This window comes from Paenibacillus pectinilyticus (assembly GCF_001700435.1).
Classification (GTDB): Bacteria; Bacillota; Bacilli; order Paenibacillales; family NBRC-103111; genus Paenibacillus_E; species Paenibacillus_E pectinilyticus.
The window spans coordinates 456,837-471,308 of the sequence record NZ_LYPC01000011.1 but is presented as its reverse complement, the minus strand read 5'-3'; the positions used below and the strand labels follow the sequence as shown (position 1 = coordinate 471,308).

The following is a 14,472-nucleotide window of genomic DNA, read 5'->3' as shown; positions in this document are numbered from 1 at the left end:
AGATTTTGCAATCTCTTTATTTGAACGATTACTCGTTCGTGCTTACTCACTCGTTGTTCAGTTTTCAAAGATCAATTTCTTCCTTATTAATCCTTCGCCCCTCAAAGGCGACTTGATCAATATACCACATCGGCCTACTCAATTGCAAGAACTTTTTTAATTTCTTTCGTTCTTTCGTTCGACCGCCGAAGCGACAAGGAGTAATATAACAAATCCCAACTGGGATTGCAAGCATTTATTTACTCATAATGATAATTAAGTTATTAGGACAAATTAAAACCCTTACCTTTGCAGATAAGGGTTAGGTTAACTCTATTTTAAATATGACCAATAACATCTTGAATGAATAAGTTCCGTTCTACAGTTAAGTTTACGATCGATCCATTCACATTAACCCAAGGTCTTGTTGGATGAGAGCGATCGGAGAATATGATCTCACCAACACGGTTGTCACTTAATTTTACAAGCGTTCCATTACTTATTTGCGTCGCTTTATTCATAAAGACTTGGACCAGTGTAGGATCTACTTTGCCGAAAGATTCCGTCAGCAGCTGCTCCAATACCACATATGGCGATAGCGCAGCTTTGTAGTAGCGTTCACTTGTCATTGAATTATAAATATCAGCTATGGCTACAATTTTGGCATACATATGAATTTTATCAGACTTCACACCCAGCGGATAACCCGACCCATCTTCACGTTCATGATGCTGAATCGCGGTTAATTTTACACCTTCGTTAATGCCAGACATATTCTTAAGAATTTGATAGCCGATTAGTGTGTGTTGCTTGACCTCGTCCATTTCTTCGACACTTAATTGACTCTTCTTCTCTAGAAGTGCTCGGTCCACCTTGCTGGTGCCTATATCATGTAGTAATCCTGCTAAGGCAATTTGTACTAAATCCTTCTGTGGAAGACCAGCCCATCTAGCTAATGAATAAGAAGTTAAGCTGACTAAGATACTTTTGTGATAGATGTATTCATGAAGATTTCGATTTTTAGGAGCGAAGGTGAGTACTTTATAAGCATCGATATGGCGAATCAGCGCTTCGAGGCCTGTCCGAATTTCTAGAATAGGAAGCTGTTGTCCACCATTGGCAAGTAAGAAGACACGTTTGAGTAACTTGATCATTTTCTGATATTCCAAAAAGAAGGGATGAATGATCTCCGTTTCTTTGGTCTTTGGCTCTTCAGTGGCTTGCTCAACTTCATTGTTATTCTTAGATTCAATATTTACAGAGGAGATCAGAAAAGCTCTCAAAATTTCGAGTTCTCTTTCCTGAATGACTCTTCCTTTATGAAAAAGCGTATTTCCCATCTTCGTTGTTACGTTATCGCCTAATCTTTCACCATATTTTAACTGCGAAACAGCTACTGTCGGCACGCTTATTCACTCACCTTACTATTTCATATACTCCATATTGTAAAGTAAAAGGGATGGGTTTGTAAGCCCCCATCCCTACTTTTTATTCCTCGGCGTCCGCTGTTTCTTCCCAGTCGCCGTCTTCTTCGTTCTCGTTCTGTTCTTCGCTCTTCTGAACACGAGCTAGCGTTCCGACTTCATCGTCTTCACGTATATTAATTAGGCGAACACCTTGGGTGTTACGTCCCATGACTGAAATCCCGTCCATACTTGTACGAATGACTGTACCTGACGCCGAGATAATCATGAGATCCTCGTCCTCTTGCACTACTTTGAGGCCGACAATCGGACCATTCTTATCTGTGACATTCAAGGTTTTGATCCCTTTACCGCCACGCGACTGAATACGATACTCGGAAACAGGCGTACGCTTACCGAAGCCTTTGGATGTTACGATGAGTACGCTATTATCTTCATGAACGACGTCCATATCGATGACAGCATCCTCCTCATCCAAGTGTATACCTTTAACTCCCGTAGCCGATCTACCCATTGAACGTACATCGCTCTCTGGGAAGTGAATCGACATGCCTAACTTGGTTCCCATAATAATACCTTGGTTACCGTCCGTGAGCTTAACACCAATCAGATCATCATCTTCACGTAGATTGATGGCGATTAATCCACCTTTACGGATGTTCGAGTAATCATCGATTGGCGTTTTCTTCACAACCCCTTGTTTCGTTGCAAAGAACAGGTATTGCTCGGTTTCAAAGCTTTCGACAGGAATAACCGCATTAACGGTTTCCCCTTGTTCGATTTGAATCAGGTTGATAATTGGTGTTCCACGAGCCGTACGGCTTAAATCTGGAATCTCGTAAGCTTTCAACCGATACACTTTACCTTTGTTAGTAAAGAACATCAGATAATGGTGCGTATTCGTCACGAACAAATGTTCGACGAAATCATTATCTTTGGTATCCATACCGACGACACCACGTCCACCACGCTTCTGGTTCCGATAAGTCGTAACCGGCAAGCGCTTAATGTAACCCGTGTGTGTAATCGTAATGACGACGTCTTCACGAGGAATTAAGTCTTCATCTTCAATACTTTCTTCACCAACTGTAATCTCAGAACGTCGTTCGTCACCGAACTTCTCTTTGATTTCATTGAGTTCTTCACTGATGATTGCCAAAACTAGCTGCTCGTCAGCAAGAATCGCTTTAAGTTCGGCAATTTTCTTCATGAGCTCTGCGTACTCAGCTTCAATCTTCTCACGTTCCAACCCTGTTAAACGTTGTAAACGCATATCAAGAATGGCTTGCGCTTGATCTAGACTCAAACTAAATGTCGTCATGAGTCCTTCTCTTGCTTCATCGGTCGTACGTGATGCGCGAATTAAAGCGATAACTTGATCTAGGTGATCAAGGGCAATACGTAGACCTTCTAAGATATGTGCTCTTGCTTCTGCTTTGCGTAAATCAAATTCCGTTCTGCGACGAATAACTTCTTGCTGATGTTTGAGGTAGTAATAGAGCATCTCACGGAGATTCAATACTCTTGGTTCTCCGTTAACAAGAGCGAGCATAATAATACCGAAATTGGATTGCATTGCTGTTTGTTTGAACAAGTTGTTCAGAACAACGTTCGGATTAACATCGCGACGTAGCTCAATAACAACACGCATCCCGTTACGATCTGACTCATCTCGAAGATCGGTGATGCCATCGATTTTCTTCTCACGTACCAACTCAGCAATCTTCTCTACTAGTCTTGCTTTATTTACTTGATAAGGCAGTTCATTCACAATGATTCTAGCCTTATTATTGTTTTCTTCAATGACCGTTCTTGCTCGCATGGTCACAGAACCTCTACCTGTGGAGTAGGCTTGTCTAATTCCTTCGCGTCCAAGAATGAAACCGGCCGTCGGGAAATCAGGTCCTTTGATGACTTGCATCAATTCCATAGGTGTAACATCCGGATTCTGGATCATCATCTGGATGCCCTCAATAACCTCTCTCAGGTTATGCGGGGGAATGTTTGTTGCCATACCGACCGCAATCCCTGAACTTCCGTTAACGAGCAAGTTCGGGAAACGAGAAGGGAGAACAACAGGTTCTTGTTCTTCCCCATCGTAGTTGGGCGCATAATCGATTGTTTCTCTATTAATATCACGAAGAAGCTCCATGGCAATCTTCGACAGACGTGCTTCGGTATAACGCATAGCTGCGGCCATATCACCATCAATGGATCCAAAGTTACCATGACCATCGACAAGCATATAACGTAATGAAAAATCTTGAGCCATCCGAACCATCGTTTCGTACACAGCGGTGTCACCATGCGGGTGATACTTACCGATAACTTCGCCAACGATTCTCGCTGATTTCTTATGTGGCTTATCTGGAGACATACCCAGTTCAGACATCGCAAACAAGATACGACGATGAACCGGCTTCAGACCGTCTCTAACATCTGGCAGTGCGCGACTGACAATGATACTCATCGCATAGTCTAAGAAGGATGTACGCATTTCGGTCGAAATGTCAATTTCTTTGACTTGCGAATGTAATTCTTCGCTCATGAATGTTCCTCCTGAAAGCTTACATCGTTTGCAACGTCTCGAACGACGTTAGATATCTAAATTTTTCACATACTTCGCATGTTCCTCAATGAAGTCACGTCTAGGCTCAACATTATCGCCCATCAATGAATCAAAGAGGGTATCTGCTTCTATCGCATCTGCAATCGTAACCTGCAGGAAGGTACGGCTTTCCGGATCCATGGTTGTTTCCCATAGTTGCTCCGGATTCATTTCACCAAGTCCTTTATAACGTTGGACATTGACTTTCACGCCTTCGCCAAACTCTTGCATAATGGCTTCACGCTGCTTCTCGTTATAGGCATAACGAACTGTTTTATTCCGTTCAAGTTTAAAAAGCGGCGGCTGCGCGATATACACATAACCGCTCTCGATAAGCTTTTTCATGTAGCGGTAGAAGAAAGTTAGCAATAACGTACGAATGTGAGCACCATCGACGTCGGCATCCGTCATAATAATGATTTTGTGATAACGCGCTTTCGCAATATCAAAATCATCACTAATCCCAGTGCCGAAAGCCGTAATCATCGCGCGAATTTCCGTATTGGATAAAATACGATCCAAACGCGCTTTCTCAACATTCAAAATTTTACCACGCAGAGGCAGAATAGCTTGGAAGTGACGGTCACGACCTTGCTTCGCTGATCCCCCTGCAGAGTCACCTTCTACGATGTAAATCTCGCTGATGGAAGCATCTTTCGAAGAGCAGTCTGCTAATTTACCTGGCAGAGCACTGACTTCTAGCGCACTTTTCCGGCGAGTCAATTCACGCGCTTTACGTGCTGCTTCTCTAGCTCTAGCTGCTTGAATACCTTTTTCGAGAATTTTCCGGGCTACAGCCGGATTTTCCTCTAAGAATTCTTGCAGTTTCTCTGCGAAAAGAGATTCAACAATACCACGGACTTCGCTATTGCCTAGTTTAGTCTTGGTTTGGCCCTCAAATTGAGGCTCAGGAATTTTCACGGATATAATCGCTGCAAGACCCTCGCGCACATCATCTCCAGAAAGATTGGAATCACTTTCTTTGATGGAATTATTTTTACGAGCATAGTCATTTAGAATTCGAGTCAATGCACTCTTAAACCCTGATTCGTGTGTTCCGCCCTCATGGGTATTGATATTGTTAGCAAATGAGTAAATGTTCTCCGTATAACTATCGTTGTACTGGAGAGCAATCTCAATCGAAATATTATCCTTAGCACCCTCAACGTAGATAGGAAGCTCATTCACAACTTCACGATTGCGATTTAAATGCTGAACAAAGGATATAATTCCGCCCTCATACATATGAGTCGCGACAGTATCCGTACGCTCATCGATTAAGTTAATCTCGATGCCTTTGTTCAAGAAAGCAAGCTCTCGGATTCTGGATTGCAGCGTGTCGAAATCATATTCCGTTGTTTCTTTGAAAATCTCTGGATCCGGCTGGAACGTAACTGTCGTACCTGTTTCTTCCGTTTCTCCGACGATTTTAACGTCGTACTGAGGCACACCGCGGCGATATTCTTGTTGATGAATTTGACCTTTATTCTTTACTCGCACAGTTAAGTGCTCAGACAGCGCATTAACGACAGAAATACCTACTCCGTGCAGACCACCGGATACTTTGTAACCGGAATCCTCGCCACCGAATTTACCGCCAGCATGAAGCACGGTAAGAACAACTTCAAGTGTCGGTCTTTTCAGTTTGGCATTCTCACCAACAGGAATCCCACGTCCGTTATCGATAACGGAAATGCTATTATTTTTATGAACAATCACATCGATCTTTGTACAAAAACCAGCCAGGGCTTCATCGATACTGTTATCTACAGCTTCCCAAACGAGATGGTGAAGTCCTCGGGCACTGGTTGAACCAATATACATACCCGGTCTTTTGCGAACGGCTTCTAAACCTTCCAGAACCTGAATCTGACTGTCATCGTACGCATTTTGATTCACAGACATGCTACTCTTCACCTGCTTTTTTATATTAGAAGAAGTTAATTCGTCAATAACTGATTGGCTCTTTTCTTAAGCGTTGTTGAGGAAATAGGGGAATAATACACTTTACTTTTCGTTACGACCAGTGATTTACAGTCTTCTTCGCCGATTTGTTCGGTTTTCTTATCTTTCACTGCTTGTTGGATAAACTGCTTCGATATTTTGGATGACTTCTCTATCGAGATATCAAATATAGCAATCAACTCGGAGGCTCTAATGATTTTCTCTCCGCCCAAATGAATAAACATGCTCCTCAGCTCCTGCCGCTTACATTTCCTTTCAAAACATGAAACACGGAAGCATGATCCAGTTGATCCAAATGAACACTTTCTAGACCTGTCGTCGTAATAAATGTTTGGACTTTCTGCTGAAACGTGCGAATTAACTGTGTCTGTCTATATTCATCCAACTCCGATAAGACGTCATCAAGCAATAACAAAGGATATTCGCCCACTTCTTCGTGAATGAGTTCAATCTCTGCAAGCTTAAGTGATAGCGCGGTTGTACGCTGCTGTCCTTGAGAGCCGTACGTTTGGACTTCCTTATCGTTTATGTAAAACAGAAGATCATCACGATGAGGTCCCACTAACGTAACGCCTCTTCGGAATTCCTGATCCTTTACCAAAGATAACTTTATCATAAATTGGTTTAATAAAACAGATTCATCTTCAAATGGCTCCATGTCAAAAGAAGGTGAGTAACGAATAACTAGCGCTTCGCTGTCGTTGGTTATCCCTCTATGAATGTTTTCCGCCCATTTTTGCAGCTTCTTTATAAAGTTTTGACGCTTTTTCATAATTTTAACACCATACTGCGCTAATTGTTCATTCCAGATGTCCAACATGGCGTCAGGTGTGCTTTTTCCGGGGAAATTCTGCTTTAAATAATTATTTCGCTGCACCAAAATTTTCTGATATTGCGACAGGTCATGGAGATAAGAGGGTTGTACTTGGCCAATTTCCATATCCAGAAACCGGCGCCTGATACCTGGTGTTCCTTTGACGATCTCTAGATCCTCCGGCGCAAACATCACGACATTCAGAGCACCAATAAAATTACTTAGTTTTTTTTGCTCGAGACCATTAATCTTCGCTTTTTTCCCCTTTGATGTGATGGAGAGGTCCAGTTTACAGTTCCCGTACATTTTCTGAACCTCTGCATGCAGCAGGGTTTGCTCACCATTCCAGCCGATCAACTCTTTATCTTGATGTGTCCGATGTGATTTGGTCATGGCTAACACGTAAATGGATTCCAATAAATTGGTTTTGCCTTGCGCATTGGGCCCAAGAAAAATATTCACGTTGTTATTGGTCGTTAACTCGATGTGTTCGTAATTTCTATAATGACTGAGTACGAGTTTATTGAGAAACATGGCCGATCATCCTCCTGGGTATTCCGATCAGGAGCTAATGACCTCGAATTGTCCGAAACCTTCCACCTTTACAATATCCTGCGGCACAAGTTTCCGTCCTCTACGATTTTCAGCTTGCCCGTTTACTTCGATTTTGGTTTCCACAACGAAAAATTTAGCTTGTCCACCTGTGGATATGCAGTCCGATAACTTCAGGAACTGTCCAAGCGTAATGTATGCAGTGTTGATAACTATTTGTTTCATGTAATCGCACTCCTTAATTCGTTGTTCGATAAGGCAAGATCAGCTGAAGTATATTTGTGGAATCTTGTGGTTTCATGATGATTGGCTGCATAGCCCCTGTAAACCCAATTTGAATAAACTCCGAATCCAGTACTTTCAGGGCATCCAACATATATTTGGAGTTAAACGAAATCTTAAGTAAATCACCAACAATATGCTGCAGGGCAATTTGTTCCGTTACTTTTCCTAGCTCCGACGAGCTGGATGAGATTTCGATTGTTTTGTCTTCCAACATCATCATTTTTACGATATTCGTTTTATCTTCCTTGGATAGAAGGTAGGCACGATCGATCGCTTCTGCCAATTCTTTGGTCGGAACGACCATTTCCGTTTGGAAGGATTGCGGTATGAGCTTCGATGTATCCGGGTAAGTACCGTCCAAAATACGTGAATAAAATAAAATCGATTGAATTTTGAATAAAACTTGGTTGTCCGCAATAACTATATCTATAAGGGTATTTTGATCTGGCAAAATTTTACTTAATTCATTCAAAGTACGTCCTGAAATGACGATATTCGGCAGGTTTTGTGCTAGATCATTATCGACAGTTACTTCTCTGCTGGCCAAGCGATGACGATCGCAAGCGATAAATTTTAACTTATCACCAGTAATGTTCCAAAGAACACCTGTCAGAATAGGCGTCGATTCATTTGTAGAAACCGCATACGACGTTTGTTTAATCATCGTTTTAAGCAAATCACTAGGTAAACGAAGCATTTTGCTTTCTTCGATTTCTGGTAATAGCGGATACTCGTCTGGATCTAATCCCATAATTTGAATTTCAGAGGAACCTGAACGAATGATCGTTTGGAAGTTAGCTCGAACTTCAATTTCAATAAGTTGAGCTGGCAGCTTACGAATGATTTCAACGAAAAATTTAGCTGGAAGTACAACACTGCCGGCTTGGATAAGTTCAATAATTTTGATAGTGCTGTTTTCACTAGCTGTGAAACTTTGAATGGAGATGTCTGTATCACTGGCAGTTAAGGTTACACCGCTTAATGTTGCATCTATTTTGATCCCAGTAAGAATGGGTATCGTTGTTCGTGAGGATATGGCCTTGGAAACGTGACCAATGGATTCGATTAAATGGTCTTTTAGGATGGTTAATTTCATGACTTCACTCCTGCAGTTCTTTTTTGAGGGTGCGTTAGCATAATCATTATATAATAACATTCTTTATTAGTAATAGCAGTAGGGGCTCTGGATATGTGGATATGTGGATGAATCCTAGACAGAGCAAGCCTATCCACATGTTAATAGTTTGTGTATAGGCTTATTGAAAATGAGATGTTATTAAGAGGGGTTTTTGATACGTTCCGTTAAGTTATGGACAATCTTATAAAGTTCCTGATCGACTTTCAGCTGCTGCACGATTTTCTCATGAGCATGGATGACTGTTGTATGATCACGACCTCCAAAATTATCTCCGATTTTCGGCAAAGAGAAGTCTGTGAGCTCCCGTGCTAAGTACATCGCTACTTGCCGAGGAAATGCCACGGCTTTCGTACGTTTACGCGCTTTGAAATCCTCAAGCTTTAACCCATAGAATTCTCCAACCCGCTGTTGAATATCCTGTATGGTAATGACCCGTGGCCGATTGGACGGAATAATGTCCTTCAGAGCTTCGGCCGTCAGATGAACGCTAATATCCTGATTAATGAGAGACGAGTAGGCGACAACGCGGATTAACGCACCCTCCAGCTCTCGGATATTCGTATCGATCTGATTCGCGATATAAATCATAGCTTCATTTGGGATTTCTAGATTCTCAGCTTTCGCTTTTTTGCGTAAAATCGCAATGCGTGTTTCAAGGTCTGGCGGCTGAATATCGGTAATTAAGCCCCATTCAAACCTGGAACGCAGCCGATCCTCAAGCGTTGGAATTTCTTTTGGCGGGCGGTCACTGGAAATAATAATTTGTTTACCTTCTTCATGCAGCGCATTGAATGTGTGGAAGAACTCTTCCTGTGTTCCTTCTTTCCCTGCAAGGAACTGAATATCATCGATAAGCAGCACATCAATTGTACGATATTTATTGCGGAAGCCTTCGCCGCGGTTATCCCGGACGGCATTAATGAATTCATTCGTAAACTTTTCGGAGGATATATATAGAACCCGTGAACCTGGGTTATGTTCGAGTACATAATGTCCGATCGCATGCATGAGATGTGTTTTGCCTAACCCTACACCTCCATATAGGAAGAGTGGATTATAAGCTTTTGCCGGTGCTTCAGCTACAGCCAAGGAGGCTGCATGTGCAAAGCGGTTACCTGATCCGATAACGAAGGTATCAAATGTATACCTAGCGTTCATCATACTTGTAAAGTTTTCTTCGCCGGATACAATAGCCGGTCCTTTGGGTGGAATGACAACGGGTTGAGTCGATGTCATCGCTTGTGCTTTCTGTTCATCTGTTTCGATAATAAATTTGACGGATACGTGCTTGCCCGTAAAATCATAGATCGTGCCTTCAATGAGCTTCGTATATCTACTTTCTAGCCACTCCTGCGCAAAATTGTTAGGCGCGCAAATAATAACTGTAGAATCGTTGAATACAGTGGCCTTCGTTGATTTGAGCCAGGTGTCAAAGCTAGGCTTACTGAGCTTCGTCTGAATTATCGTTAAAATTTGTTGCCAAAGGTCCGTAGAATGGCCTTCCACAGTACTTCACTCCTTTTGAATCAAACATGTGGCATAGGCCAGTAGTAACAGTGTTGCTGATTTATATAGTTAAAACGTGAAACGAAATACTCACGTCGGAATCTAGAATAGGATTTCAGTTAGCATATAGTGTGCCCAAATTATGTCTAAACGAATCTGCATGATGGCGAGGTCAAAAAAGGATGACTTTTGTCGGTTTTATCCACACAGTTAAGGATCCGCAGAAATGACTTATTCGTGTAGAGGGAGTTTGTGCACATTGTTATCCACAGGATGTTGATAAGTCGGAGGATTAGTGGCGTATATCCACAGCAGAAACATTACTATCTTAACAAAAGATACCTTGTTAATCAACGGATTGTTTCGCATTATCCACAATTACAACAAGTTGTGGGTAGAAATTGTTCACAACACAAGATATTGTTGATATTCTGTTGATTTTCGACAAAATTTGTTCTTTCTCGGCAAAAGTTTATGCACAGCTTGTTCTTTTGACCATCCGCAGCGAAATGTTGCTTCCTTTTACTGCACACTTGGGTAGGTTGACTTTCTTCTGCGAAAATGATTTAATGAGTAGTAGAAATTTTGTAGGATGGATATCCTCAGCCAGGTAGGGAGGTGCTATAGATGGGTCCAACATTTAACCCGAATACGAGAAAGCGTAAGAAGAACCATGGTTTCCGTAAAAGAATGAGCACGAAGAACGGTCGTAAAGTTCTACAAGCTCGCCGTCTTAAAGGAAGAAAAGTTCTTAGCGCGTAAGAAAAGGCTCCGAAAGGGGCTTTTTTTTTTGCATTTTACTTCACGGTTTACAATGAACTGGTTTTGTTAAAACTAGATAAGATATGTAGTGTTCTTTCTATAAGATGATGAATGTGATCTGTTTGGAGTGTACATGGCCTGTGGAGAAACAATATCGGTTAGCAAAAAGAGAAGATTTCAGCAAGGTATATCGCTATGGCAAATCCATGGCCAATCAGCAATTCGTACTGTATTATTTGCCGCAGCCTAAAGCCGAGCAGTTTCGTTTCGGTGTATCTGTTTCCAAAAAGATCGGCAATGCCGTAGTACGGAATCGGTTGAGACGGATGATGAAAGAGATCATTCGATTGAAAAAAGAAAATATGACACCCCAATATGACTACATTTTGTTAGCCAGGAAACCAGTCGTTGAGATGGCGTACGCGGATATGGAGAAGAGTATCTGGCATGTGATCCGGAAGGCTTCTTTATATAAAAAAAATGACTTCACAAAAAAGTAACGCATTATTTCCTTGCGGGCTTAAGATGTGTTATAGTTTATGTTGGAAAAGACATTTAGGAGGATCTCATTTTGACTCGTCGAATTTATATGCTAATAGCACTGTCTTCGGTGATTTTACTTCTCTCGGGATGTAGCACTTCACACGCGACAGCAGCACCAATTGATCCGAAAACAGCTGGTTTTTTCGTTAAATATTTTGTGTACCCGCTTTCCCAAACGCTGGATTGGTTCGCTGATCACCTCTGGGGTCAATATGGTTTATCGATCTTAGTTGTAACCTTGATTATTCGTTTGATCATTTTGCCGCTTACCCTTAAGCAATACAAGAGCTCCAAACGGATGCAAGATTTGCAGCCTGAGATGAAAAAGCTTAAAGAGAAGTATAAAGATGATGCGAAAAAGCAACAGGAAGAAACCATGAAGCTGTTTCAACAAAACGGTGTTAACCCGTTAGCTGGTTGTTTCCCTATCATCGTTCAAATGCCAATTCTTATTGCGCTGTATCAGGCTATTATGCGTAACCAAGAAATTCATGAGCATACGTTCCTTTGGCTGAATCTTGGTAAGCCGGATCATTTGTATATCCTACCTTTGATTGCTGCAACGACTACGTTCGTTCAACAAATGTTTATGTCTTCCCAAATGAATCAACAAATGAAAAGCTTAATGTACATATTCCCGGTCATGATTTTCGTTATGTCCATGAATTTTGCAGCTGCTCTTCCGTTATACTGGATTTACGGTAACATTTTCACTATTGTTCAGTCTTATTTCATCTATGGTGCTCCTGGTTCACAAAAAAAGCCTGGACCTCAAAATAATAAGGGTGGCCTGTCTAAATGAAGAAAATCGTGGTGACTGGAAAGACAATTGAGCTAGCGGTGCAATCCGGTTTAGCTCAATGGCAAGTTTCGGAAGATCGTGTACACATTCATATTTTGGAACAGCCCTCCAAAGGGTTGTTCGGGTTTATTGGATCCAGAGTTGCTAAGGTTGAGCTCGAATTGATACCAGATCCACTTGAGGAGGCAACTGCCTTCTTACAAGATATGTTCGAAGCGATGCAAATTTCCATCACCATAGATACACATAAAGATCGTGAAGGCTATATCTTAAACATGAGTGGCTCGGAATTAGGAATTCTGATTGGCAAAAGAGGACAAACGCTCGATGCCCTGCAGTATTTAGTGAATATTGTCGGAAATCGGTATGCGAATTCTCACTTCCGTATTATTTTAGATGCGGAGAATTTCCGCGATCGACGGAAGAAAACGCTGGAAGAACTAGCTTTGCGGCTGGCTAACCGTGTAATCAAGTCGAAGAAGGAAGTTATTCTTGAGCCAATGAATTCCCAAGAACGTAAGATCATCCATGCGGAATTACAGGGTCATCCTGTTATCAAAACATACAGTAAAGGTGAAGAGCCGAATCGTCGGGTCGTCATCGCTGTTAAATAACTCAGATCGCAATGACTTGGTTATATGTCATTGCTTTTTCTTTAAGATGAGGTAAATTCGAGGTGCAAAAATTATGTTAAATGATACGATTGCTGCTATTTCTACACCGCTCGGTGAGGGTGGGATAGCGGTTATTCGTGTGAGCGGCGAAGAATCTGTTCCTCACGTGGAACGCATTTTCCGCTCAAAAACGAAATTATCTGATGCTGCTACGCATACGGTACATTACGGATTCATTATAGAACCTGCTTCTGCCGAAAAGGTAGAGGAGGTTCTCGTTACGTTAATGAAAGCTCCGCGTTCTTTCACGACAGAAGATGTCGTTGAAATTAGCTGTCATGGGGGCATTGTCTCCGTGAAGAAGGTTCTTGATTTGCTCTTATCGCAAGGGGTTCGCTTAGCGGAACCAGGAGAGTTTACGAAACGAGCATTTTTGAATGGTCGTATTGATTTAACACAAGCGGAAGCTGTCATTGACTTGATTCGAGCGAAATCGGATCGTGCCTTTAAAGTTGCGCTTAAGCAAGTGGAAGGCAATTTATCCAAGCAGATTAAGCATTTGCGATATGTCTTGGTTGAATTGATGGCACATGTGGAGGTTAATATTGATTATCCCGAGCATGATGTGGAAGAAATGACGAATGCTTTCATCAAGACGAAGTGCGACACGGTCATGTTAGAAATTGATCGTTTATTGGTGACCGCGGAGCAAGGGAAAATCTTGCGAGAAGGCATCGAGACGGCCATTGTAGGTAAACCTAATGTTGGTAAGTCATCGCTTTTGAATGAATTAGCGCAGGAAAATAGGGCTATTGTGACCGATATACCAGGAACAACACGTGATGTGATCGAAGAGTTCGTGAATATTGGCGGGATTCCATTGAAGTTGCTAGATACGGCAGGGATTCGGGAGACCTCAGATATTGTGGAACAAATCGGGGTGGAACGTTCAAAGACTGCGTTAGTAGAGGCGGATCTCATTTTACTGGTGTTGAATAGTAATGATGAGCTGCAGGTAGATGAAATTGCCTTAATGAAGCAGTTGGCCGATAAGCAAACTATCGTGATTTTGAATAAGATTGATTTGGAACGTAAGTTGAATGTCGAACAAGTCCTCAGTTATTTCCCACAGGAACGTATTGTGGAGTTATCGCTGATTGAGAATAAAGGGATTGAAGATTTAGAGAAAGCGATCGCTGCGATTTTCTTTGAAGGAAAGCTCGAGTCGAGCGATTTGACCTATGTGAGCAACGTTCGTCATATTTCATTGTTGAAACAGGCGAAGCGATCTTTGCAGGATGCATTAGAGGCAAATGAGCAGTACGTGCCGATTGATATGATACAAATTGATATTCGAGCTGCATGGGAGCAGCTAGGAGAGATTATCGGTGATTCTGTAGGAGAATCGTTAATCGATCAAATTTTTACACAATTCTGCTTAGGAAAATGAAAATCGACAGCATTTGCGTTTTCATAAAAG

General features: G+C 41.9%; 13 protein-coding genes. 5 read left to right on the top strand and 8 right to left on the bottom strand.

Annotation, left to right across the window (positions count from 1 at the left end; all coding sequences use genetic code 11):
• Positions 1-317: 317 nt before the first annotated feature.
• From A8709_RS05885 to dnaA, 8 genes are all read right to left on the bottom strand, one after another.
• On the bottom strand, positions 318-1,385 hold the full coding sequence (locus A8709_RS05885; protein ID WP_065851229.1) for an HD-GYP domain-containing protein: 1,068 nt from the start codon (positions 1,383-1,385) through the stop codon (positions 318-320).
• Between the two features lie 82 nt (positions 1,386-1,467).
• Entirely contained in the window at positions 1,468-3,951 is a 2,484-nt protein-coding gene (gene gyrA / locus A8709_RS05880; RefSeq protein ID WP_065851228.1) for a DNA gyrase subunit A, read from the bottom strand.
• Positions 3,952-3,999: 48 nt separating this feature from the next.
• Positions 4,000-5,916, bottom strand: a complete 1,917-nt coding sequence (gyrB, locus tag A8709_RS05875) for a DNA topoisomerase (ATP-hydrolyzing) subunit B (protein ID WP_065851227.1) — start codon at positions 5,914-5,916, stop codon at positions 4,000-4,002.
• Between the two features lie 35 nt (positions 5,917-5,951).
• Positions 5,952-6,200 (bottom strand): extracellular matrix regulator RemB, encoded by a 249-nt coding sequence (gene remB / locus A8709_RS05870; protein ID WP_065851226.1) that lies wholly within the window; start codon positions 6,198-6,200, stop codon positions 5,952-5,954.
• Between the two features lie 5 nt (positions 6,201-6,205).
• Positions 6,206-7,324 (bottom strand): DNA replication/repair protein RecF, encoded by a 1,119-nt coding sequence (gene recF / locus A8709_RS05865; protein ID WP_065851225.1) that lies wholly within the window; start codon positions 7,322-7,324, stop codon positions 6,206-6,208.
• A 27-nt stretch (positions 7,325-7,351) separates the two neighbouring features.
• On the bottom strand, positions 7,352-7,567 hold the full coding sequence (gene yaaA, locus A8709_RS05860; RefSeq protein WP_056622694.1) for a S4 domain-containing protein YaaA: 216 nt from the start codon (positions 7,565-7,567) through the stop codon (positions 7,352-7,354).
• A 13-nt stretch (positions 7,568-7,580) separates the two neighbouring features.
• Positions 7,581-8,723 (bottom strand): DNA polymerase III subunit beta, encoded by a 1,143-nt coding sequence (gene dnaN, locus A8709_RS05855; RefSeq protein WP_065851224.1) that lies wholly within the window; start codon positions 8,721-8,723, stop codon positions 7,581-7,583.
• 180 nt (positions 8,724-8,903) lie between these two features.
• Entirely contained in the window at positions 8,904-10,271 is a 1,368-nt protein-coding gene (gene dnaA / locus A8709_RS05850) for a chromosomal replication initiator protein DnaA (protein ID WP_065851223.1), read from the bottom strand.
• A gap of 627 nt (positions 10,272-10,898) precedes the next feature.
• On the opposite strand from dnaA, the gene rpmH reads away from it, so the two are divergent.
• The 5 genes from rpmH (at position 10,899) to mnmE (ending at position 14,442) form a co-directional block, all read left to right on the top strand.
• A complete protein-coding gene (rpmH, locus tag A8709_RS05845; protein ID WP_028557239.1) occupies positions 10,899-11,033 on the top strand; it encodes a 50S ribosomal protein L34 in 135 nt (44 codons plus the stop codon).
• A gap of 140 nt (positions 11,034-11,173) precedes the next feature.
• On the top strand, positions 11,174-11,533 hold the full coding sequence (rnpA, locus tag A8709_RS05840) for a ribonuclease P protein component (RefSeq protein ID WP_065851222.1): 360 nt from the start codon (positions 11,174-11,176) through the stop codon (positions 11,531-11,533).
• A gap of 71 nt (positions 11,534-11,604) precedes the next feature.
• A complete protein-coding gene (gene yidC / locus A8709_RS05835) occupies positions 11,605-12,378 on the top strand; it encodes a membrane protein insertase YidC (RefSeq protein ID WP_065851221.1) in 774 nt (257 codons plus the stop codon).
• A complete protein-coding gene (jag, locus tag A8709_RS05830) occupies positions 12,375-12,992 on the top strand; it encodes an RNA-binding cell elongation regulator Jag/EloR (protein ID WP_065851220.1) in 618 nt (205 codons plus the stop codon). Before yidC ends, jag begins: the two co-directional genes overlap by 4 nt.
• Before the next feature lie 73 nt (positions 12,993-13,065).
• Positions 13,066-14,442 (top strand): tRNA uridine-5-carboxymethylaminomethyl(34) synthesis GTPase MnmE, encoded by a 1,377-nt coding sequence (gene mnmE / locus A8709_RS05825; protein WP_065851219.1) that lies wholly within the window; start codon positions 13,066-13,068, stop codon positions 14,440-14,442.
• Positions 14,443-14,472: the final 30 nt, after the last annotated feature.